Genomic DNA, 22,291 nt, shown 5'->3' with positions numbered 1-22,291 from the left:
CCTGGGCGCCCAGTATCGGAAACGTGCCCGCCGGATCGGCAAACAGAAAGCGATCGTCGCCGGCGGTAACTCGGTCCTGACAGTGATCTGGCACCTGCTGGCTGACCCCGCCGAGCACTTCATCGATCTCGGTCCCGACTTCTACGACTCCCGAATCAACAAAGACCGCAAGGCCCGCAACCTCGCCCGACATCTGGAAGCCATCACCGGCCAAAAGATCGAAATCCGAGACGGGAAGGTCGTGGTCCACGACCCCGCCCCCCAGGCTGCCTGACTCATACGGCTCTCACTGGCCCTGCCCGATGCCTGCGCGCCGGGGTTCGCTGCCGCCTGCCCACATGATCGTTATTTTCGGGTCAGAAGGGCGGCGACAGCTCGGCGAGGTCGCTCTCGTAGTCGGTCAGCCAGGCGCCGAACAGCACCAGGCCGCGCACCCAGAACCGGTCGTTCCACCCGCTGAACCGGGTCAGCGCGTCGGGCCCCGAGGCGATCACCTCGTGCAGCCCCTCCGACAGCAGACCCGGCACCTTCTCCGCCACCTTCGCCAGCATCCGGTGGGAGTAGTCGCGGGCGGGAGCGGCGGTCGAGCGCAGCGGCACCCGCTGGAGCGGCTGCTTGACCACGTTCGTCGACGGCAGCGCCGCCACCCTGGGGTTGGCCGCGTGCAGCAGCTCCCGGTAGAAGCGGCCCTTGTCCTTGCGCGCCACGCCGACCGACAGCGCCGCGTCGAAGAAGGCGGGATGGATGAACGGCGCGGCGAACGACGCCTCGGGCCCGACCAGGTTGACCGCCGAGCGGGCGATGCCGCGCACGGTGCGGGTGTGCAGCACCGACAGCGGCAGCTCGGCCCGGTGCCCGTGGAGCATGGAGGTGGAGGCGTCGAACTGCTCGCGCACCACGTCGCCGATCCACCCCTCGGCCGCCTCCGACAGGAACGGCGCCGACGGCGCGCCGAGCGACAGCGAGCCGAGGACGGCCGCCGAGCGCTCGGCCTGCGTCCTGGCCTCCAGCGCCGCACCGCTGACCATGAAGTTCTTCAGCAGCGGGCCACCGGCCAGACCGTCGACCAGCACGCGGCCCGCCCCGTGGACCTCCTTGGCGAAGGGCGCGTACCAGGCGTGGTGCGGGGTCATGAACTCCAGCCGCCGCGCCACCTCGAGCGCGTCGCCCGGGTAGGCCGTGGCGTCCTGGGTGATGACGCGGTGCCGTACCCCCAGCTCGCGGGTGATCGCGCGGGCGAAGGCGATGTCGGTGTCGGTGCCGTCGTCGGGGCTGGTCGTCCACGACTCCACATCCGCGCCGCGCGCCACCGCGACCGAGCACAGCAGCCGCGAGTCGTAGCCGCCGCTGACGGGCACCAGCAGCGGCCGCCCCTCGTAGTCGTCGTAGACGCCGTGCAGGACCTCCAGCAGCTCTTCCGCGCCGCGCCAGGCCTCGTAGGGCTCCTGCCGCAGCCAGCGCGGCAGCCGCCGCTCGGTCGACAGCCGCCCGTGGGCGTGGACCAGCGCGCTGGAGCCGGGCAGCCGCCTGATCCCCTGGTACGGCGTGGCGTCACCGAGCGGGAACGTCACCTGGATGATCGAGGCCCACGCCGCCCAGTCGATGTCGACGGGCACCAGCTCAAGCAGCGGCTTCAGCAGCGAGGAGAAGTAGACCGCCTCGCCCACGCGCACGTAGTAGACGTCGACCAGGCCGAGCGCGCCCGCGTGCAGCACCGTGCGCGCGCCGTCGCTGATCAGCCCGGGCGTCTCGTACGTCTCGGCGACCGTGATCCAGTCGGCGGCCCGCTCCGGCCTGCGCTCACCCCACGAGAAGGCGAACGTCTCCGCGGTGCGGTGGTAGGGCGGCAGCGGCTGCGAGCTGTACAGCGCCGCCTCGGGCGTCTGCAGCGCGGGACGGACCTTCGGCCCCGACCCCGCCAGCTTGTCGAGCAGGCCCGTGTCGAGCCGGCCGAGGGCGCCGCACACGTACGGCCTCACATTGAACGCCGGCCACTGCACGCGATCTCACTCCTCAACGCCGATTCCAAGCGAAAGAGTATCCTTTGCCGGGCCGAGAGACGGAGGGCCTGTGACTACTGAGCTGGAGAGCACGCGACGCGCGCTGCGCGACGCCATCGCCGAGGCGGAGCATGCGGCGGAGCTGGCCAGGCTGCTGGATGCCGCCCAGGCCAGGCTCGCGGAGGCCGAACGGGCCACCGAGGAGCTCAGGACGATGAACGAGCGCCTGGCCGAGGCCGAGGGCGAGCTGGAGAGCGAGCGCGCCGCGGCGGAGAAGCTGCGCAAGGAGCTGGCCGAGCAGCGCTACCAGGCCGAGGTCGCCCAGTGGAAGCTGTCGTCCATCAAGGTCGCCAGGTGGAACCGCATCGGTGACGCGATCAAGACGGGCAAGAGCAACCCGGTCCGGCTGGCCAAGGGGTTGAAGGGCGCGGCCAAGCCGGTCAAGCGGCCCGTGGCGCCCAAGCGCAAGGCCGTCGCCATCCCCGCGGGGCAGAAGGACGAGCGTCCGGGAGCCGCGTTCCAGGCCACCAGCACGACCAGGACGATCGAGGGCAAGTCCGTGCGGCTCAAGCCGTACCGGATCCCGACGGGACCCAACACCCGCCCGCACCTGACCGCGGCCGTGATCGCCGACCCGCACGCCGAGGCGCTGCTGCGCTACGAGTGGCGGCAGACGACCGGGTTCACGCCCCGCGACTTCGCCCGCGTCCTGGCCGCCGAGGTGCCGCACCTGCTGGTCGTCGAGTCGGTCACGCAGGGCCCATGGGCGGAAGAGATCACCGGCGAACCCGGCGAGGGGCTGCGCGAGCTGCTGGCCTGGTGCGCCGCCCGCGGCATCCGCACCGTCTTCTGGCACACGCAGGGCACCGTCGCCGACTACGCGGCCTCCGCCGAGCTGTTCGACCACCGCTTCACGACCGATCTGGCCGCGGGCTGGCCGCGCCTGCCGTTCGCGGTCCAGCCGCGCGTGCACAACCCGCTGCCGCTGTCGGGCGGGCGCTACGGCCGGGTGCTCACGCTCGACGAGCTGCTGCCCTCCCACCTGGGCTATCCCGACGTGCTGACCTCCTACCGCTGGCCCATCGCCGTCGAGTGCCCGCCCGGCACGCCGCAGTGGCGGCTGGCCGAGCTGGCCGCATGCGGCACCTCCATCGGCCCCGAGGGCGACTCGCGGCGCGCGCACGCCGCGCTGCGCAGGGCCTACGCCATGGGCACCATGAGCGAGCGCGTCGACGACCTGCTGGAGGCCATCGGGCTGCCCAGCGCCAGGGCGACGCTCAACGTCTCGGTCATCCTTCCCGTCCTCGACCCCTCGTTGCTTGAGCACGGCCTGGCCCAGGTGGCCAAGCAGTCGGGCGTCACCCAGGTGATCGTCTTCGGGCCCCGGGGTGCCGAGGAGCGGGCGCGCGACGTGCTCGCGCCGCGCGAGGTCGTCTTCAGGGAGCCCGACCCGGTCTCGAGCACGGGCACCCTGCTCAACAGGGCGCTCGACCTGTGCGAGGCCGACCTGGTCGCGATCATGGACCCGCGCGACGTGTACGGCTCGCACTACCTGGCCGACCTCAGCCGCGCCTTCCTGTTCAGCACCGCCGACATCGTCGGCAAGGCGTCCTACTACGCGCACCTGCGCGGGGCGCACGCGACGCTGCTGAAGCAGCCGGAGGCGGAGTACACCTACACGCCGGAGATCAACGGGGCGACGCTGCTGGCCAGGCGGAACGCCTTGCGGGCGATCGGGTTCGCGGACCTCACCGAGGGGTGGGACGAGGTGCTGATGCGGCAGTGCCGTACCGACGGGATCAAGGTGTTCTCCGCTGACCGGTTCGGCTACGTGCGCGTGCGCGACGAGGACCGGTGGCTGCTGGGCGCCGCCCACCTCGTCGAGTACGGCTCGGCCGAACCGCACGCCCTCATCTGACGCTCGCCTTGAGACCCGGACTGCTGGCGGAGGTGCTCGGCGAGCCGCCCGCGCCCGACGGGACGTGGGAGCGCGAGGCCGGCTACCTGTCCACCGCCGCCCTGCGCCGCGGGATCCCGCCCGAGGAGCTGGCGGCGCGGGTGCGCGCCCTGGACGGCGTCGGCGCGGTGGCGGTCACCGGCAGGGGGTTCCTCCACATCACCGTCGACACTCCCGGCGAGCTGCTGGAGGAGCCCTTCACGCCGGTCCCGTTCGAGGACCCGTGGCCGGACCTGCCGCGCACCTGGGACAACCCGGGCTTCGTGGTGAGATACGGCCACGCGAGGGCCGCGGCCGTCATCAGGTGGGCCGCTGACCTCGGCGTGCCGACCGGCGCCTTCAGGCCCGAGACGCTGACCGGCCCGCACGACAGGGCCGTGCTCAGGCTGCTGGCCGAACTGCCCGGCCGTCGGACCAGCCGCGACCCCGGGTGGGGGACCTACCTGCCGAGGCTCGCCCTCGCCTACCACGACGCCGTCGAGCACGCGCCCGCCGTACCCCTGGGGGATCTTCTGCCCGAGCCCGTGCACACGGCACGTGTACGGCTGGCGGAGGCGGTGCGGGTGGTGCTGCCGGGGCCGGAGCGAATCTGAAAATATCCCTCAATAAGGCGATTTAGGGCAAAATTTTCCTTGGGTTGGGGTGATTTGTCGGCACGTCGCGTCTCGATACGTGGGCAGGCGTCCCATCGGCCGCACCCAGTCCGATAGCCTCGATCGGGTGAGTCGATTCGCCCATCCAGCCGGGGACAGACACGCCGAGATGCTGCCCCACGAGCGCCCGCCGCTGGCGCCCGCCGACCTCAACCGGATCAACCCCGCGATCTGGCCGCGAACGTCGACGCGAACGGATGGCGCGCTCACGGTCGGCGGCGTCGACGTCCGCGACCTCGCCCAGGAGTACGGCACGCCGCTCTACGTCATCGACGAGGACGACGTCCGCTCCCGCATGCGCGACTACGCCACCGCCTTCGCCGGGTCCGACGTGCACTACGCGGGCAAGGCGTTCCTGTGCAAGGAAGTCGTGCGCTGGCTCATGGACGAGGACCTCGGCCTCGACGTGGCCAGCGGCGGCGAGCTCGCGGTCGCGCTCAGCGTCGGCTTCCCGCCCTCGCGCATCACGCTCCACGGCAACAACAAGTCGGCCGCCGAGCTGTCACGCGCGCTCGAGGTGGGCGTCGGCCACATCGTCGTCGACTCCTACGAGGAGATCGCCCGCCTCGGCTACCTCGCCGAGCAGATGGGCGTCAGGCCGCAGGTGATGGTCCGCGTGACCACCGGCGTCGAGGCGCACACCCACGAGTTCATCGCCACCGCGCACGACGACCAGAAGTTCGGCCTGTCGCTCAACACGGGCGCCGCCGCCGAGGCCGTACGCCGGATCCTGGCCCTCCCGCAGCTCGAACTCGTCGGCCTCCACTCCCACATCGGCTCGCAGATCGTCGACACCGCCGGCTTCGAGGTGGCCGCCACCCGCCTGGCCACCCTGCTGGTGCAGATCAAGGACGAGCACGGCGTCGTGCTGCCCGAACTCGACCTCGGCGGCGGCTACGGCATCGCCTACGTCGACGACGACGAGGCGCCCGACATCAAGGTGATCGCCGACTCGCTTCGCGAGATCGTCGAGAAGGTCTGCACGAGCTCGGGCCTGCCGGTGCCCCGCCTGACCGTCGAGCCGGGCCGGGCCATCGTCGGTCCCGGCGGCATCACCCTCTACGAGGTCGGCACCGTCAAGGACGTCGAGGGCCTGCGCACCTACGTCAGCGTCGACGGCGGCATGAGCGACAACGCGCGCACCGCCCTCTACGGCGCCGAATACACCACCGTCCTCGCCTCGCGCGCCTCCGACGCCGCCCCCATGCTGTCGCGCGTGGTCGGCAAGCACTGCGAGAGCGGCGACATCGTGGTCCGCGACCACTACCTGCCCGCCGACCTCGCGCCCGGCGACCTGATCGCCGTCGCCGCGACCGGCGCCTACTGCAGGTCGCTGGCCAGCAACTACAACTATCTGCCCAGGCCCGCCGTCGTGGCCGTCTCGGCCGGCAAGGCACGCGTCATCGTGCGCGGCGAGACCGAGGATGACCTGTTGAGGGGACAGCTATGAGTGGCAAACCGCTGAAAGTCGCGCTCCTGGGGTGCGGCGTCGTCGGTTCCCAGGTCATCAAGCTCATGAACGAGCAGGCCACCGACCTGGCCGCCCGCATCGGCGCCCCGCTCGAACTGGCGGGCGTCGCGGTCAGGAGGCTCGGCCGCAAACGCGACTTCGCCATCGACCCCGCCCTGCTGACCACCGACGCCGAAGGTCTGGTCACCCGCGACGACGTCGACATCGTCATCGAGGTGATCGGCGGCATCGAGCCCGCCCGCTCGCTCATCCTGGCCGCCATGGCCAGCGGCAAGTCGGTCGTCACCGCCAACAAGGCCCTGCTCGCCGAAGACGGCGCCACCATCCACGCGGGCGGCGGCGACCTCTACTACGAGGCCAGCGTCGCCGGCGCCATCCCGCTGCTGCGCCCGCTGCGCGAGTCACTGGCCGGCGACCATGTCAAACGGGTGCTCGGCATCGTCAACGGCACCACCAACTACATTCTCGACAAGATGGACTCCACCGGCGCGTCCTTCACCGACGCGCTGGAAGAAGCCCAGGCCCTCGGGTACGCCGAGGCCGACCCCACCGCCGACGTCGAGGGCTTCGACGCCGCCGCCAAGGCCGCCATCCTCGCCGGCCTCGCCTTCCACAGCCGCGTCACCGCCGCCGACGTCCACCGCGAAGGCATCACCGAGATCACCGCGACCGACGTGGCCAGCGCCAAGGCCATGGGCTACGTCATCAAACTGCTGGCCATCTGCGCCCGCTCCGACGACGGCCGCTCCATCGGCGTCCGCGTCCACCCCGCGATGATCCCCAGGACGCACCCGCTTGCCGGAGTCCGCGAGGCCTACAACGCGGTCTTCGTCGAGGCCGAGTCGGCCGGGCAGCTCATGTTCTACGGCAAGGGCGCGGGCGGCGCCCCGACCGCCTCCGCCGTGCTCGGCGACCTGGTCGCCGTGGCCCGCAACCGCCTCGCCGGCACCCGCGGGCCGTCCGAGTCGATCTACGCCTCGCTGGCCGTCCACCCGATGGGCGAGACCGTCACCCGCTGCCACGTGTCCCTGGACGTCGCCGACAAGCCGGGCGTCCTCGCCCAGGTGGCCAAGCTGTTCGCCGAGCACGACGTCTCGATCCAGACGGTACGGCAGGAGGGCCACGGCGACGACGCGCAACTGGTCATCGTCACGCACCGGGCGACGGACGCGGCGCTGTCGGCGACGATGGAGGGGCTGCGCAGGCTCGACATCGTCCGCGCGATCGCCAGCGTGATGCGGGTGGAGGGCGACGACTAAAAGCCCTCTCAAGGGCATCGACCTCGCCTGACGGCTCGGACCCCTCCCAGCGGGGGGCCGAGCCCCCCACGACCCCCAGCCGGGGCCAAGCCCCGGACCCCGACCACGTTGGCCGGGTTCCGTGATTGGTTCATCGTGGTGGTAGGCGAGCGGTGGCGAATGTAGCCTCCTGGGCCCCGTAGATCGTCCTCTCGCCGACCAGGTGAGGGATGCTCCCGGACTGCTCCCTGTCAAGGGGCCACCCTCGCCAGTCCTGGAGTCGTCAAGACCGGTGGATCCTACTGGTGTTGCTTAGCAAGCCGGAGGCTGGCGGTAGCGCGAACGCGTCGTGTCCTCCCCTTGCTGGCGAGCAGGCCTAGCGCAGCCCGTGACGTCAGCATCTGCGCAGCCGTGCGCTGGAACCAATCGGAGGCAGCAACGAGTTCCTCCGCTGTCAATGGGCCGCCCATGGCGATCGACCTCATGAGGATCCACTCGTGCAGGCGGCGAATGAGGAACTCCTTCTCTCCGACCACGGTGGCCATGGCATCGGCCCAACCGGGGAACCCGGCGTCGGTGAGCAACTGCGTCGCTCGCCGGTCCAGATGACAACCCACCGCTGACTGCGCCATCACCTCGTCCGGATCGCGCAAGACCCGGCGCACCAGACCAACCTCGTCCTCCTGTCCGACAACCGCCAGTTCCCGCAGGTAGCGAACGAACCGCTGATGTTCGTCATCGGTCGGCTCTCGCACGGTGTCGTTTCGGCCGGTCATGACGCGGCTCCTTCGGGCCATTCGACGAGCCTGTCGCTGCTGAAGACGCTATGAGTGATTCCTGACCACGCCCGTCGAGGAGGTTCAATGACGACCCATTATCGCTGGGACAGCACGCTCGCCACTCGGCGTGCCGCAGACCCAGGCATCGACGCGCCTGAGCGGAGGAAAGCCGCTCAGGTCTCCCGGGTCGCCTTCGTGCTCGGACACCACCTCGCCGAGATACGCAAGGAGCGCGGAATGAGTCAGCAGCTGTCGCCGACGCCATGGGCGTCGGCCAGGTCCGGGTCTCACGCATGGAGAATGGCGAGCTCGATCGTATGCAGGTCGACTCGATCGCCGCATACGTGGAGGCGCTCGGCGGTCACCTGAGGCTGGTGGCGGACTTCGGAGAATCGTCGGCCACTGTGGGTGAATATCCGGACAGCAGGCCCGCGTAACTCGGCCCGAATCTCTCACGATCATGAGCGGGTACGCCGCCTGAGTGGATCTTGATGTGGTGAGGGGTTTCGGAGTCCGGGCATGCCGATGGCCCGGTGGTTGCCCGGGCGGGCCCTTGATCTTCCCTGGCGGGCCGCGGGCGGGGCCTTTCCTCTTGCTGGGACAGACGGGATCAGGGTCAGGGCGGTGCGGCCAAGCCGCGGATCTTGCCCCACGCCGTGATCAGGTCTGCGGTGTGGGGATGATCACTGCCGCGCCCTCCTTCTCGGGCGGAGAATCGGCGGTCGGTAGTCCGAGGTTCTTGGCGTCCTTGATGGCGTCCTCGACACGGCGCGGTGCGGCCCGCCTTGGCCGACTTCTTCGATCGGTCGCTGGTCGGCGGTCGGGCACGCCGTTCTCAGCGTGCGGAGAGCGGCTCGAGGAACTCCAGGCGGTTGCCGTGCGGGTCCTCGCCGTAGAAACGGCGCATCCCCGGAAAGTCGCCGTCGTACGTGACCGGATGGCCCGCGTCGGAAAGCCGCTTGGCCCACGCGTCGAGGTCTTGGACCAGCAGGCCAGGGTGGGCCTTGCGCGCCGGACGGAAGTCCGTTTCGACGCCAAGGTGCAACTCGATGCCGAAGCCCCGGAACCAGCAGCCGCCCCGCGCGGCGAGCACCGGAGGCTTGGGGATCTCGGTCAGCCCGAGCACGCCCTCGTAGAAGTCTCTGGAGGCGGATTCGCTCCCGGGCGGGCAGGCCAGCTGGACATGGTGCAGCACGCACTTCTCCTCACGTCAGCGATCGAGACCACATATATCGGCGCAATTCTCCTTGAGTTGTCGGGCGAGCGCGACGAAATGGCGGTCGTTGATCTGATTCGCCGGGCGAAGAGGTTCTCGATGGGCGATGCTTGTAAAGCGCCAACGACCCATGGTCATGCCGTCGGTGACACAGGCATGGACGCCCAGGTCGCTGGTGGTGTGGTCGTGCACGGATGTCCCCTTGCCGAGACGTACGTCGTGCTCTCGGTCCCCCGGTGAAGGAGATCCCCTTGTCGTGCTCGCCGTCTTGTGGTGATAGCGGAGAAACACGTCGATTCTCCGCCTATGTGAATGCCGTTGAGCGTCGGATCGAAAGGGACCTGCTGGAAGAGGCGCTCCAGCAGAGCGAGTCGTCAGATGAGGGACCAACGGAAACCCGGCGTCACGACTCCAAATAGCGCAGAACGGCCAGGACCCGGCGATGGTCGCTCGGTGAAGAAGCCAGGCCGAGCTTGGCGAAGATCTGCGTGACGTGCTTCTCCACCGACCCGTACGAGAGGAACAGGCCGGCGGCGATCGCGGCGTTGGAGCGGCCTTCCGCCATCATGGCCAGCACGACTCGTTCGCGGTCGGTGAGCGTGTGCAGTGCCTCGGTGCGTCTGCTCGCCCCCATGATCTGGGTGACGACCTCCGGGTCGAGCACGGTCTCTCCGGCCGCGATCCTGGTGAGCGCGTCGAGGAAGTCGCCCACCTCGCCGACCCGGTCCTTCAGCAGGTAGCCCACCCCGTGCGAGCCCTCTGCCAGCAACTGGGCGGCGTAGCGGGTCTCGATGTGCTGGGAGAAGACCAGCACGCCCAGCTCCGGGTGGTCTCGCCTGAGCTGGATCGCGGCGCGCAGACCCTCGTCGGTGTGAGTGGGCGGCATGCGGATGTCGACGATGGCCACGTCGGGCCGGTGCTCCGCCACGGCGCCGGACAGCGCCGTGGCGTCTCCCACGGCGGCGGCCACCTGATGTCCCCGCGTGGTCAGCAGCAGCGAGAGCCCGTCCCTGATGACGGCGGCGTCTTCGGCGATCACGATGCGCATGCGGCTCCTGGTCAGGTGTGCAGCGGCAGTTCGACGGTGACAACCGTAGGTCCTCCGGGCGGGCTGCTGATCTCCAAGGTCCCGTCCACGACCCGCACGCGGTCGCGCAGGCCGTTCAGCCCTGTCCCGAGGCCGGGTGCCGCTCCGCCGGCGCCGTTGTCGCGGACGCGCAGCCGTAGTCGCACGTTGCTCGCTTGGAGCTCGACCACGGCGTGGCGGGCACCGCTGTGCCGGGCGGCGTTGGCGAGCAGCTCCGCCGTACAGAAGTAGACGATGGTCTCCATCGCGGCGGACGGCCGCCGGACGAGATCGACCCGGAGCTCCACCGGAAGGGCGCTGCCCGCGGTGAGCGTGGCGAGGGCGACCTCCAGGCCCTGGTCGAGAACGGCCGGGTGGATGCCGCGGACGAGGTCGCGCAGTTCGGTGAGGGCGTCCTTGGCGTTGCGGTGCGCCTGGTCGACCAGGGTGCGGGTGCTGTCGAGACGTTCGTCCTGGCCCGCTTCGGCGAGTTCCTCCTTCAGCATGCTGAGGTTCATGGCCAGGGCCACCAGGTGCGCCTGCGTTCCGTCGTGCAGGTCGCGTTCGATGCGGCGCAGGGTGGCGGCGGAGTCGTCCACGGCTCGCGCCCTGGTCAGCTCCAGTTCGCGGATCCTGGCGGCGGCTCGGCTCGGCCCGAGCAGCGCTCGCACGAGCAGCCGATGGGGGATCAGCGCGACGCGGACCGCCCAGGGCGCCAGGAGCAGGACGACCGTCCCCGCCACGCCGGCCAGCAGGGCGTGCGGCCAGGTGCCGACGGTCAGGTACGGCACAGGGCGGTCCTGCCACCAGAGCGGGCAGCTGAGCAGGAGCAGGCCGGTACCCCACACCCCTGTCGCGGTTGCGAAGGCGACAAGCGCGGCGGGCGGCTTGGCCACCAGGTAGCCGGCGGTGCGCCATCCGACGGTGTCGCCGAGCGCCGATCCGAGCCAGCCGATCAGGCCTGGCCTGGGCCGTAACCGCGGCGGCGCGGGCACGTCGAGGTCCAGCAGCAGGCGGGCCAGACCCCGGTCGACGGCGCCAAGGCCCCGTGCCCCGACCACGCCCGCCGCGAGCATCGGCACTCCGACGAACGTGGCCGAGGCGGCGGCGGTCAGCAGCATGACGAGCAGGTGGACCAGGCCGACGGCGGCCATCGGCAGCGACACCAGGGCGTATCCGAGCTCGCGCCAGGCCGTCCTGCGCAGCGGAGCGGTCAGCAGCCGGCGTAAGTGCGTTCCCACGCCTCCAGCCTGGCCGACATCCGGCCCGCTTTTCGACGGGGACATCCCGAAAATTCCTGGAGGCTCTTCCCATGGTCCCGCTGCCGCGACTCCACGAACGTGGAGGGTGCGATCAAGCACCGTCGACACGGAGGGAGCACCTATGCGGGGCAGGAGAGGATCGCTGGCCGTCGGGCTGGCGGCGGCGGGGATGGTCGGGCTGCTCCCACCGGCGGCCGCCGCGAGTGGAGACGCCTCCCGGATCGAATGGAAGGCGTGCGCGGGCGAGGAGGCCAAGGCGGGGATGCAGTGCGCCGCCATCAAGGTGCCGCTGGACTGGGCGGACCCCGGTGGCAGGAAGATCACTCTGGATCTCGCGCGGCTGCCGGCCACGGCTCGGGCCCACCGGATCGGCAGCGTGCTGCACGTTCCGGGTGGGCCGGGTGCCAAGGGGATCGATGATCTGAGACACGCGGCGGGCGACCTGACGGGCCTGCGCCGGCGCTTCGACCTCGTCGCCTACAACCCCCGAAACACGGACCTGATGGCCAAGCTGCCCCCGACCTGCGCGCGACTCGCGGTCCCCTTCCTGGTGGAGCCGCGCGACCGCGCCGAGTACGAGGCTCAGGCCGCCGCGTTCGCCAAGGCCATGAGGACCTGCCACACCGAGGACCGCAGTGGTCTGTACGGCAGGCTGGACTCGCTCGCGGTGGCCCATGACATGGAGGCGATCCGTGCCGCGTTGGGGGAGCGACGGCTGAGCTTCATGGCCAACTCCTACGGGGGCGTGCCCGCCGCGGCGTACCTGCGGCTGTTCCCGCAGCGCGTCCGTGCCATGTATCTCGACGGGGTGATCAATCAGCCCGCCGGGTGGGAGAGCCAGCATCTGGTGGCCATGCGCGGCATGGAGCGGATGTTCTCCCGATTCAGCACCTGGTGCGCGGCGACGGAGTCCTGCGCGCTGCACGGCGAGGACGCGGGGAAGGTCTGGCGCAGGCTCATCGCGCGAGCGGACCGGACGCCGATCCCGGTCTCTTCCGCGGAGTTCGGCAAGGCGCGGCTGACCGGCTCGCAGATTCGCTGGTTCGGCTTTATGCCCGACCCGGGGCCGGGGAACGCTCGATGGCAGGCCTTCGCCGAGGCGGTGGACAGGGCACGGCACGGCGACGGTTCCGGCTTCGCCGAGGTCGCCCTGGGCAACGCGCGTGTCTGGGCGATGCCGCTCGTCCTCGGGATGAGCTGCGGGGACGGCAGAGGCTACACCGGTTATGCGCAGTACGAGAGGTTCCGCCGCCAGGCGCGTGCGGTCTCCCCGAACTTCGGCGGCGCGGCGTTCGACTCGGTGGGCTGTTCCGGATGGCCGCTGCCGGTGGCCAATCCACCGCGTCCGCTGCCGACCGAAGAGCTGCCGCCGCTGCTGGGAGCGGGCACCTGGGTCGACTACGCATGGACCGAGAGCCTGGTGCGGCGTGTTCCCGGCTCGGCCACGATCCGCTACGGGGGGCTCGGCCATGTCCTGTACCTGTCGGGCAATCGCTGTGCGATCGGTCATGCCACCCGCTATCTCACGGATCTGACGCTGCCGCCCGGCGGGACTGTCTGCCTGCCTGAGGAGTGAGTTCGGGCACCCCGGCAATCACCCCGGCTACACGCCGTGACAGCATACGGAACTGAAAGTTCCGAAACATTTGGTTCCGTAAGGGGCGTTCATGGACATCGCTGTCACCTCCCAAAGCCGCAAGGTCGTCCTCGCCGGCCGGATCACCGCCTTCCTCGGTGCACTCCACTTGGTCATCTGCGCCGTCTTCAGCCTGTCGTACGTCTCCGGCTGGGTCTCCGGAGGTCTGTGGTTCCCAGCCAACGGCCTGAGCGCCCTTTCGCCCGCCGCCGGGGCCTTCTGGTTGACGGTCGGGTCCTTCGGTCTGCCGCTGCTCACGCTCGGGCTCCTGATCTCGTGGCTCGGCAAGAGGAACGTCGTTCCTCCCGCGTTCGTGGCATGGTTGCTCGGCGGGTGGGGCACGGTCGGGGCGCTCGCCTTCGAGCCGTCGCCGTTCCTCCTGATCTGGGCGCCGGCCGTCGTTCTCCTGCTCGCCGCTAGGAGACCCGCCTGAACCCAGGACCTGCCCGTCTCCGGCGTTCCCGCCAGGACATCACCGGCACCCGCGCGGTCGGCGATCCGGCGACAAGGGGTATGGCAGGGCGAGCGTGACCGGTGGCGAGAAGGCGTGGCCTGGGGTACGGCAGAGCGAGCGTGACCGGTGGCGAGAAGGCGTGGCCTGGGGTACGGCAGAGCGAGCGTGACCGGTGGCGAGAAGGCGTGGCCTGGGGTACGGCAGGGCGGTGACCCGCGAGGAGGCGGGGTCCGTCGGGCGCGTGGCGACCGGTGGGGAGATGGGCCGGTTGGGCGGGTGGCGATCGGTGGGGAGGTGGGGGCCGGGTCGGGCGCGGCTACCGGCCAGGAGGTGGGCCGGTCAGGCGGCGGTGACCGGCGAGGCGGCCGGGTCGGTTGGGCGGGTGGTGATCGACGAGGCGGCGAGGTCGGTCGGGCGGGTTCACCGCTGAGGGGGCTCAGGCGCAGGGGCGCGGGTGGGAGTCTTGTGGCGGCATGCCGTACAAGTTGGCGGGAGGGAGCGCGGGTGGAGCGGCAAGGTGGGGAGGGGGCGCGGACGGGGCGGCCGCGGGACAGCAGGGTTGACGCGTCCATCCTGGCCGCGACCAGGCAGGTGCTCGCCGAGACCGGCTACGTCCGGCTCACCGTGGACGCCGTCGCCGCGCGGGCCGGGGTCGGCAAGGCCGCCATCTACCGTCGCTACGCCACCAAACAGGAGATGGTGTTCGCCGCCACCGTTCACTCCATGACTCTGGAGACGCCCGCCGACGCCGGCTCTTTCTCCGCCGACCTGGCCGCGCTGATCGACGACATCCTCGCCACGTTGGGCAATCCTGTTGCCCTGGTCACCGTTCCCGGTCTGCTGGCCGACGTCACCGCGGACGCCGGCCTGACGGCCAGGTTCCGCCAGACGTTCGTGGAACGGCAGCGCGACTGCGTCAAGGAGGTCCTGGACCGCGCGGTCCGGAGAGGGGAACTGGGCGAGGCTCCCGACCTGGACGTGGTCCACGCCATGCTGGTTGGGCCGGTGTTCGCCTGGCTGTTCATGATGGGCCGCCAGGACAGGGGCGCCTTCGCCGCTGAGCTGGCCGCCCGGCTGGCTGCCGCGTTCACCCGGTAGCTGTCTTCCTGAGCCGCGGGGCTGGTTGCGGCGTTCACCCGCGGGCTGTCTTCTTGAGTCGCCCGGTTGGCTGTGGCGTTCGTTCGCGAGCTGTCTTCCTGAGTCGCCCGGCTGATCGCGGCGCTCACCCGCAGGACCCCTCCCTGAGCCACCGGTTTACCTGCGAGTTCGCTCCCGAGCCGCCCGGCCGGCCGCCGTGCTCACCCGTGAGATCCCTTCCTGAGGGGAGTTGCCTCCCCCGTGCTGGGGAGGTGCGCTGGGCCCGTACGGCGAAGAGTGGTGGTCATGGCAGAGAGCAGGATGGCAGAGAGCAGAAGCGTGACCGTCGTGGCGCGGGGCCGGTCGTCGTGGGCGGCGACGGCGGCGGGTGTGTGGTCGTTGGCGTTCGGGGCGGCGGGCGGTTACTGGGCGGCGGGCGGCGGGGGCTTCCCGTTCGGCGCGGGCGACCCGAGGGCGGCGCAGGTGGGGTCGCTGTTCGCGGCGGCGGAGCCCGGTTCGACGGGCCTGGCCATCGCGGCGCTGGGGTTGCTGGGTGCGGCGGCGGCGCTGGTGATGGTGCGATCCGCGGGGGCCAGGCTGCCGCTCGTCTTGGCGTGGGCGATGAGCGTCGGTCTGGTGGTCGCGGTGCCGGATGTCCGAGTGATCCAGAACTTCGGCTATTTGTTCATGGGATATACCGGGTTTTGGGATGGTCCGCTACTGTTCATGCTGTTCTGCATCGGGGGTGGGGCGCTCTGGGCGGCGGCGGCATGGCGCTACCAGGGCGGCGGCACGCGGGAGCCCGTCCGATGGGGAACGCCAGTAACCTATGCGGCGGCCCTGTTGGCGCTGCCGTACGGGATCTCGCGCCTGTCGTGGGCGGTGGGCATCCCGCTCGGGGTCCAGCCCGAGACGATCTCAGGGGGGAACGCGTCGGGTGGCTGGGTCGTCGAGGCGGTGCTCGGCGGTCTGTGCGTCGTGGGCGCGATCCTCACGCTCGGACTGGTCCAGCGCTGGGGTGAGGTCTTTCCCCGATGGATTCCCCTCCTTCGCGGCAGGCGGGTGCCGATCTGGCTCGCGGTGGTGCCGGGGCTGTGTGCGGCGACCATGCTGATCCAGTCGGGCTCGCGGCTCTTCCTGTGGTGGGCCAAGGGAGACATCGTCCTGACCGCCGATGACTGGGGCTCGTTCGGGCCGGGCCTGTCGTGGCTGCCGTGGGGGCTCGCCCTCGCCGCCGCCACCTACGCTTACTACCTGCGCAGACGCGCTGAATGAGGTTTCATGTCCGTCCCCCTCGCCCTCGTTGAGCACCCTTATCCCCTGATCAGGGGCGGCGGGCTGTTCCTCCTCTTCCTCGGGCTCGGCTTCCTGCTGAGCTGGATCTTCAGGAAGAACTGGCTGCCCTTCATGATCGGCGGGTTCGCCACGGGGCTGACCGCGAGCGGGCTGAGCGCGCTGCTGCCGTCGCTGGGCAGCCCCTCCTTCGTCCACATCGCGGGCCTTGTCGGCGCGATCGTCCTGGAGATGGGGCTGATCTACCTGGTGGTCTCGCGCTACAAGGACGCGGACGAGCGCACGCTCATCCTGGCCATCTTCGTCGTGGTGGGGCTGCACTTCCTGCCGATGGGGCTGGCTCATGGGCCGCTGATCGTCCTGCTGGGCGTAGCAACGACGATCAATGCCTTTGTCGGGCTGCGGGTGGCGCGCGGCGTGCCGATGCAGGTGTTCGGCGTCGTGGACGCGCTGCTGAAGATCGGCTTCGGCGCGGTGATGCTGTTCGCCTACCCGGCGCTGACCTTCACCTGATCAGCGGCCCGGAAACCGATCAGCGCTCCGGAAGCCGATCAGCGATCCGGAAACCGATCAGTGGTCCGGAAGCCGGTCAGGGGCCCTGGAACTGGTCAGTGGTCCGGAAGCTGGTCAGCGGTCCGGGAATGTCAGGCTCCGTACCCGGCGAACCGCCCTGGTCAGCACGGTGTGGTTCCGCTCGCGGGCGAGCCTGACCGCCTCCCGGCGCCACTGCTCGGCCTTCTCCTTCCACCGGGCGGTGTCCCTGCGTCCCTTGGCGGCCTCCCTGCGCAACTGGGTCACCTCCGCGCGCAGCGCGGCCGCCCGTTCGCGCAACCTGGACAGCTCCTGCTCCCGCTGCCGGGCGAGCCGTTCGTGCTCGGGCACGGGCCGCCTGCGCGGCGGGTACAGGCGCGGCCTGCGGGTGAAGCCGAAGTCGGCGCCGTCCACCCACTCCACGCCGAACACCTCGTCCAGCACGTCGTCGAGCACCTCGCCGGGGCGGATGACCAGTGCCGCGCGGGACAGCGCCGCGGTCCGCTCCAGCCGTGCCGTCACCACCCCGTCGGGCGTCTCGGCCAGTGCCACGCACAGGACGCCGCCGTCGGTCTCCTCCAGACGTTCGACGAGCCGCTCCACGCTGTCGTGGCCGGGCATCCAGCCGGGAGGGCATATCAGCCGGAACGGGGCCACGCCGGGCGGTGGGTCCGCCAGCCGTACCCGAGGATCGTGGGTGAACTGCGCGTGCAGCAGCCGCAGGTCGAGCAGCGGGTCGGCCAGCGGGGAGCGGCGCGAGTCGGTCAGCCACTCCCACGGGCCGGTGATCGTGACCCTGACATCGGGCAGCGAACCGGCCAGCAGCCCGTCGACGCTCGCGCGGACGTCCTCGTAGGAGCCCGCCTCCACCACCGCGTCCACGTACGGCACCAGCCACTGCCGCCCCTGGTCGGCCCGCAGGTACCGCCGGTACGGCACGCGGTCGGCGACGAACGGGTCGTTGTAGCGCTTCAGCTCCGCGACCGAGCGCATGGCCGTCGGCAGCCCGAGATGCCAGGCCCGCGCCTCGGGGTCGGGCACGAACACCGCGCCCGCCTGCGTCAGCCGGTAACCGAGCTCGGTGTCCTCGGCCAGCTTGAGCGAGGCGTCCATGCCGCCGCACGCGCGCAGCAGCCACGCGGGGTACGACGCGGTCGCGCCCACGTGCACCCGCGACACCAGCGAACTGGGCGCCGACCTGAGCCCGTCGTGCTCGCCGATGATCTCCTCGGCCCAGTCATGGCGGTGGGAGGACATCGGGAACAGGTCCCTGACGCCCGCGGCCACCTCGGCGGGAGTGGGCGGCGACGGCGGCTGGGTGAAGTCGATCCAGCCGAGGACCACCAGGTAGGGGGCCAGGTGGTGCCAGCGCAGGTGCGCCTCGACGTGCTCGGGGTGCGGCACCATGTCGGCGTCGAGCACCAGCACGACCTCGCCGGTGGCCGCCTCCAGACCCGCCTGGACCGCGGCGGCCCTGCCCCAGCTTTCCCGCACGCGCACGATCTCACCGGCGGCCTCGATCGGCGGATCGCTGCCGTCGTCGACCACGATGACGTCGAGCAGGTGGGACGGGTAGGTCTGGGCCGACAGCGCGGCCAGCGTGAGGTCGAGCGTCTCCTGGCAGTCGTGCGCGGGGATCACCACGGTCACCGTCATCGTCGGCTCCCACGTGCCGAGCTCGGGCGGGGTGAGCACCCCGAAGTCGTTCCGGCGGATCCTCACGGCGCCAGCTCCATCAGCGCGCTCGGCCTGAAGCCGCGCCACTGCCGCCGGTTGCGCCGCAGGAACGTGCCGATCGGCTCCTGCCACGTGTGGTTGGCTGCGGGGCCTCTGCGCAGGACGTAGCCGAGGCCGTGGGTGCGGTAGATCTGCCCGCCCGCGGCCTGCAGCGCCTCCTGGAACTGGGTGTCGACCGAACGGCGCAGCGGCCGGAACCCGCCGACCGCCTGGAAGGCCGACCGCTCGACCAGGATCGTGCCGCCGGCCACGAAGCTGGTGATCTGCTCGGTGATCTGGTTGCGGTGCACGGTCACGTCGATCGAGGACAGGTAGACGAACTCGGGCACGGTGCCGACGACCTGGGCGCCGGAGTAGGAGTGCGCGAGCAGCAGGTCGGACAGGAAGTCGGGCCCGTACCAGTCGTCGTCGTCCATCTTGAGCAGGAAAGACCCGGAGGCGCGGGCCGCCGCGTCGTTGAGCACCTCGCCGAACACCGACTCCGTCTCGAAGACGGTGATCGGCCGGTCGAAGCGCTTCACGGCGTCGACGACGTCGGGATGGGCGGCGGAGAACCCGTGCAGCGCGAGGATCACCTCGAGCTGCGCGTCGCGCTGCCTGGCCGCCTGCTCCAGCGCGAAGCCGACCATGGCGGGCCTGCGCGTGGCCAGCAGCACCGAGGTCAGCGGGGGAGCGGGGGCGGGCGCGCCGAGCTGCTCCCAGCGCGCGGCCACGCCGTGCGTGCGCAGCGCCTGGCGGCGCAGCCTGATGCTGTGCTCCTCGCGCCGCAGGTCGTCGGCCAGGTCGACGGGCGTGGTGACGAGCGAGGCGAGCGGTTCGCCGAGCGCGCCCGCCCAGCGCGGCACCTCGTCGGCGACGAGCGGCACCCCGGCCGCGGCCAGACCGGCCAGCACCCGCACGGCCGACAGCGGGCCGCTGTGCGCCTGGCGCCAGTCGATCGTCACGCCGCGGATCTGCCGCAGTCTGGCCACGTCCGCGTCGGTCACGCCGCCCGACGCGGCGAACGTCACCACGGGCCTGCCGTCGAGCACGACCGACCACCGGCCGCCGGACTCCACGAGCATGGCCATGGCCCGCGACGGCGTGGTGACGAAGCCCATCGGGTTCACCAGGCGCTCGTCGACCGGCGGGATCATCGACGGCTCGGCGGCGACGGAGGCGAGGCTCGTGCCGCCGGGGCGGCCGATCCGCTCCCAGCTCGTGGCCTCGGCCGTCGGCCGGTCCACCGGCGGCTCCTCCTCGCTCCACTCCATCTCGTCCTCGACCGTGCGCAGGAAGATGTCGCCGCCGGGCGCGCCGACGCGCTCGGGCACCGGACCCGTCAGCTCGGCGGGGGTGGCGTTGGGGTCGCCAGGACGCCAGTCCGCGGAGCCGACGCCCGCGATGGCGGCGGCGGGCGCGGCGATCACGTCGAGCCGGTGTCCGGCGAAGGCGCGGGCGGTGGCGGTGACCGTACGGCCAGCGGGGGTGGGGGCGGAAAAGCGCGCGTCGACCACCCACATCCGGTCCTTCGGCTGGTGGACGCGCAGCTCGGCCAGCGACCTCCAGCGGTGGGCAGGGGTCGGCGTGGGCACGGGCGCGGGGTGCGCGGCGGGCGTGTCGGCGACCACGACGGTCACCCGCTCGGCCTCGGGCAGCAGTTTGTGCAGGGTGGCGATCCTGCGCAGGTCGGCGGGCGTGCCCGCGAGCACCAGCACCTCGTCGGCCCGCTCGGTGGCCGGGGGCGGCTCGACCAGCTCGTGGTCGAGGTCGGTGCCCTCCAGGTCGACGTCGAGACCGGCGTAGAAGACGCGCACGTCGCCGGCGCGGGCCAGCGCCTGCGATACCAGGTCGGCGATCATATGACGCGCCTCAGGAACGTCGCCAGGCCACTCCTGCGCGGCTCGGGCGGATCGGTGACGGGGGCGGCGAGGCGCTGTTCGAGCGCGGCCACCTGGGCCTTCAGCGCCTTGATCTCCTCCTGGCGCCTGGTGGCCAGGGCGCGCCACTTGGCGGGGTCGCCCGCGAGGGGCTCGGCCTCCTCGGCGGTGGTCATGCCGTACTCGGACCCGCTCACCCACAGGGACCCGAACATCTCGTCCACCAGCGCGTCGAGCTCGCCGCCGACCCTGCGCGCCCTGGCGAAGGCGGCGGTGCGCTCCACGCGCGCGCTGACCACGCCGTCGGCCTGCTCGGTCAGCGCGACGCTGACCAGCCCCTCATCGTGGGCGACGAGCCTGGCCAGGCTGTCGGCGCCGAGCACCCACCCGCGCGGCACGCGCACCAGGTACGGCGTCGGCGCCACGCCCTCTGGCGCGCTGCTCGCGAAGGCGACGCGCGGCTCGTGCGCGTACAGGTTGTGCAGCAGCCGCAGGTCGAGGTGCGGGTCATCGAGGTTCGAGCGTCGTTCGCCGGTCAGCAGCGACCACGGGCCCACCAGCGTCACCGCCACGTCGGGCACCGAGCCCGCCAGCGCGGAGTCGACGGTGGCGCGGGTCTGCTCGTAGCCGCCCGCCTCCACCACGACCCGGACGTACGGCACCAGCCACTGCCTGCGCGGATGGGTCCTCAGCCAGCGCAGGTCGGGGATGTGGTCGCCCAGGTAGGACCAGTTGTGCCGGTGCACCTCCTGCTGCCTGCGCATGACCGTCGACTCGCCGACGTGGAGGCTGCGCGCCTGGCCGTCGGGGATGAAGACCGCGCCGGCCTGCGCGAGCCGGTAGCCGAGCTCGGTGTCCTCGGCCATGTTGAGGCTCGGGTTCACGCCGCCCGCGTCGGCGAGCAGGCGCGCGGAGACCGAGGTCGTCGCCCCGGTGTGCAGCAGATAGGCGGTGCGGCCCGCGTCCTTGAGCCTGCGGGTCTCCGCCAGCATCTTGGCCGTGTACGGCTGAGCCGTCCCGCTGTCGAAGTCGTCGCCGAACACGATGTCGCCGATCACCACCGCGTGGTCGATGAGGTGGTGCCAGCGCATGTGCGCCTCGATGTGGTCGGGCGCGAGGAACATGTCGGCGTCGAGCCAGTGGATGACCTGGCCCGTCGCGGCGAGGGCGCCGGTGTTGCGCGCGTTGCCGCGCCCCCAGCCCTCCTCGACCCTGACGACCTTGACCCGCGGGCCCCGCGCCCGCAGCGGCGGGCTGCTGCCGTCGTCGACGACGATCACGTCGAGCAGGTGCGCGGGATAGGTCTGGGTGGCCAGCGTGGCCAGCGTGCTGTCGAGCTCGTCCTGGCAGTTGTAGGCGGGGATCACCACCGTGACCGGCAGCTCGGGCGTCCATGCTCCGATCGGCGGGGGGTCGAGCGAGCCGTAGTCGTTGTGGCGGACCCTCACACGCGCTCCCCGCGCAGCTCGCGAAGCTCTGCCCGGAGCTCGGCCACCTCCTCGGCGTGGGTCATCGCGTTGACTCTGTCCTCGCCGAGGGAGGCGAGGATCGCGCTGAGATCCTGCCCGCGCCTGCTCGCCGACTCCTCGACGGCGGCCGCGAGTGTGTCGATGCGGACCTCGATCCGCTTCAGCCCGGTGGCGGTCTGCGCGAGGCCCGTCTCGATCTTCTTCACGCGCAGGTCGATGCGGTGCGCCTTGCCGTCCAGGCGGCGGACGGTCAGCACGAGGAAGGCCAGGGCGGCCAGCGCGAGGAGGAAGGCGGCCGCGGCGAGGGCGGCGGCGAAGGACAGGACGCCCGCGTACGCCAGCATCGCCAGCGCGACAAGCACCAGAGCTCCGAGGATTGCGGTCGCGGCCAGTCGACGGGGCGAAAGCATCCGCGCATACCTTTCCATGTTCGAGATGGCCATGCAGGGCAAGTCCGGACTTTTACACCATAGTCAAGGCCAGCCACTACCGTGCCACAAGTTTCTGCAGGAACGCTGGGAATCCCCAGCTCCACGTGCTCATTGGGCATGGCTCCTCCATCCTGGTTGTCAGCTCGGCGTAAAGTGGGCGCC

Annotated in this window: 19 protein-coding genes and 1 pseudogene; 10 read left to right on the top strand and 10 right to left on the bottom strand. The window is 71.2% G+C overall.

What is annotated here, in order from left to right:
- Positions 1 to 274 (top strand): annotated as a pseudogene (locus tag ACFXJ8_RS30540) (hypothetical protein); the annotation flags it as partial.
- A gap of 82 nt (positions 275 to 356) precedes the next feature.
- On the opposite strand, the gene ACFXJ8_RS30535 reads toward ACFXJ8_RS30540, so the two are convergent.
- Positions 357 to 2,000: an asparagine synthetase B family protein gene (locus tag ACFXJ8_RS30535; RefSeq protein WP_379647429.1), complete on the bottom strand. Its 1,644-nt coding sequence runs from the start codon at positions 1,998 to 2,000 to the stop codon at positions 357 to 359.
- A 70-nt stretch (positions 2,001 to 2,070) separates the two neighbouring features.
- Between ACFXJ8_RS30535 and ACFXJ8_RS30530 the strand changes: the two genes are divergently transcribed.
- The 4 genes from ACFXJ8_RS30530 to ACFXJ8_RS30515 all read left to right on the top strand — a co-directional run bounded on the left by ACFXJ8_RS30530 (position 2,071) and on the right by ACFXJ8_RS30515 (position 7,340).
- A complete protein-coding gene (locus ACFXJ8_RS30530; RefSeq protein WP_379647428.1) occupies positions 2,071 to 3,918 on the top strand; it encodes a hypothetical protein in 1,848 nt (615 codons plus the stop codon).
- Between the two features lie 8 nt (positions 3,919 to 3,926).
- Positions 3,927 to 4,550, top strand: coding sequence for an anticodon-binding protein (locus ACFXJ8_RS30525; protein WP_379647427.1), 624 nt, complete (start codon positions 3,927 to 3,929; stop codon positions 4,548 to 4,550).
- Positions 4,551 to 4,677: 127 nt separating this feature from the next.
- A complete protein-coding gene (gene lysA / locus ACFXJ8_RS30520) occupies positions 4,678 to 6,060 on the top strand; it encodes a diaminopimelate decarboxylase (protein WP_379647426.1) in 1,383 nt (460 codons plus the stop codon).
- On the top strand, positions 6,057 to 7,340 hold the full coding sequence (locus ACFXJ8_RS30515; RefSeq protein ID WP_379647425.1) for a homoserine dehydrogenase: 1,284 nt from the start codon (positions 6,057 to 6,059) through the stop codon (positions 7,338 to 7,340). Before lysA ends, ACFXJ8_RS30515 begins: the two co-directional genes overlap by 4 nt.
- 278 nt (positions 7,341 to 7,618) lie before the next feature.
- Here the strand turns inward: ACFXJ8_RS30515 and ACFXJ8_RS30510 are convergent, their stop codons facing one another.
- The 5 genes from ACFXJ8_RS30510 to ACFXJ8_RS30490 all read right to left on the bottom strand — a co-directional run bounded on the left by ACFXJ8_RS30510 (position 7,619) and on the right by ACFXJ8_RS30490 (position 11,621).
- On the bottom strand, positions 7,619 to 8,095 hold the full coding sequence (locus tag ACFXJ8_RS30510; protein WP_379647424.1) for a hypothetical protein: 477 nt from the start codon (positions 8,093 to 8,095) through the stop codon (positions 7,619 to 7,621).
- Between the two features lie 838 nt (positions 8,096 to 8,933).
- Positions 8,934 to 9,293, bottom strand: coding sequence for a VOC family protein (locus ACFXJ8_RS30505; RefSeq protein WP_379647423.1), 360 nt, complete (start codon positions 9,291 to 9,293; stop codon positions 8,934 to 8,936).
- A 15-nt stretch (positions 9,294 to 9,308) separates the two neighbouring features.
- Positions 9,309 to 9,506: a hypothetical protein gene (locus tag ACFXJ8_RS30500; protein ID WP_379647422.1), complete on the bottom strand. Its 198-nt coding sequence runs from the start codon at positions 9,504 to 9,506 to the stop codon at positions 9,309 to 9,311.
- Positions 9,507 to 9,717: 211 nt separating this feature from the next.
- Positions 9,718 to 10,362: a response regulator gene (locus ACFXJ8_RS30495; RefSeq protein ID WP_379647421.1), complete on the bottom strand. Its 645-nt coding sequence runs from the start codon at positions 10,360 to 10,362 to the stop codon at positions 9,718 to 9,720.
- Between the two features lie 11 nt (positions 10,363 to 10,373).
- Positions 10,374 to 11,621 carry a sensor histidine kinase gene (locus ACFXJ8_RS30490; protein ID WP_379647420.1) on the bottom strand — a complete coding sequence of 416 codons (1,248 nt, stop codon included), beginning with the start codon at positions 11,619 to 11,621 and terminating at the stop codon, positions 10,374 to 10,376.
- 142 nt (positions 11,622 to 11,763) lie between these two features.
- Between ACFXJ8_RS30490 and ACFXJ8_RS30485 the strand changes: the two genes are divergently transcribed.
- The 5 genes from ACFXJ8_RS30485 to ACFXJ8_RS30465 all read left to right on the top strand — a co-directional run bounded on the left by ACFXJ8_RS30485 (position 11,764) and on the right by ACFXJ8_RS30465 (position 16,615).
- Positions 11,764 to 13,218, top strand: coding sequence for an alpha/beta fold hydrolase (locus tag ACFXJ8_RS30485; RefSeq protein WP_379647419.1), 1,455 nt, complete (start codon positions 11,764 to 11,766; stop codon positions 13,216 to 13,218).
- A gap of 91 nt (positions 13,219 to 13,309) precedes the next feature.
- Positions 13,310 to 13,711 (top strand): DUF6463 family protein, encoded by a 402-nt coding sequence (locus ACFXJ8_RS30480; protein WP_379647418.1) that lies wholly within the window; start codon positions 13,310 to 13,312, stop codon positions 13,709 to 13,711.
- A 525-nt stretch (positions 13,712 to 14,236) separates the two neighbouring features.
- Positions 14,237 to 14,830, top strand: a complete 594-nt coding sequence (locus ACFXJ8_RS30475; RefSeq protein ID WP_379647417.1) for a TetR/AcrR family transcriptional regulator — start codon at positions 14,237 to 14,239, stop codon at positions 14,828 to 14,830.
- A gap of 285 nt (positions 14,831 to 15,115) precedes the next feature.
- The gene (locus ACFXJ8_RS30470) at positions 15,116 to 16,084 is read left to right on the top strand and encodes a hypothetical protein (protein ID WP_379647416.1); all 969 of its coding nucleotides are present in this window, start codon (positions 15,116 to 15,118) and stop codon (positions 16,082 to 16,084) included.
- Between the two features lie 6 nt (positions 16,085 to 16,090).
- On the top strand, positions 16,091 to 16,615 hold the full coding sequence (locus ACFXJ8_RS30465) for a DUF6609 family protein (RefSeq protein ID WP_379647415.1): 525 nt from the start codon (positions 16,091 to 16,093) through the stop codon (positions 16,613 to 16,615).
- Positions 16,616 to 16,729: 114 nt separating this feature from the next.
- Here the strand turns inward: ACFXJ8_RS30465 and ACFXJ8_RS30460 are convergent, their stop codons facing one another.
- From ACFXJ8_RS30460 to ACFXJ8_RS30445, 4 genes are read right to left on the bottom strand one after another with little or no spacing between them, the layout of a single operon-like run.
- Positions 16,730 to 18,355 carry a glycosyltransferase gene (locus ACFXJ8_RS30460; protein WP_379647414.1) on the bottom strand — a complete coding sequence of 542 codons (1,626 nt, stop codon included), beginning with the start codon at positions 18,353 to 18,355 and terminating at the stop codon, positions 16,730 to 16,732.
- Positions 18,352 to 20,211, bottom strand: a complete 1,860-nt coding sequence (locus ACFXJ8_RS30455; protein WP_379647413.1) for a glycosyltransferase — start codon at positions 20,209 to 20,211, stop codon at positions 18,352 to 18,354. The genes ACFXJ8_RS30460 and ACFXJ8_RS30455 overlap by 4 nt, the downstream gene beginning before the upstream one ends.
- Positions 20,208 to 21,677 carry a glycosyltransferase gene (locus ACFXJ8_RS30450; protein ID WP_379647412.1) on the bottom strand — a complete coding sequence of 490 codons (1,470 nt, stop codon included), beginning with the start codon at positions 21,675 to 21,677 and terminating at the stop codon, positions 20,208 to 20,210. The genes ACFXJ8_RS30455 and ACFXJ8_RS30450 overlap by 4 nt, the downstream gene beginning before the upstream one ends.
- Entirely contained in the window at positions 21,674 to 22,060 is a 387-nt protein-coding gene (locus ACFXJ8_RS30445; RefSeq protein WP_379647411.1) for a hypothetical protein, read from the bottom strand. The genes ACFXJ8_RS30450 and ACFXJ8_RS30445 overlap by 4 nt, the downstream gene beginning before the upstream one ends.
- Positions 22,061 to 22,291: the final 231 nt, after the last annotated feature.

The sequence above is a fragment of the Nonomuraea sp. NPDC059194 genome, from assembly GCF_042754765.1.
Lineage (GTDB): Bacteria > Actinomycetota > Actinomycetes > Streptosporangiales > Streptosporangiaceae > Nonomuraea.
The sequence above is the reverse complement of the archived record's forward strand: the minus strand, read 5'-3'. Positions and strand labels throughout refer to the sequence as shown.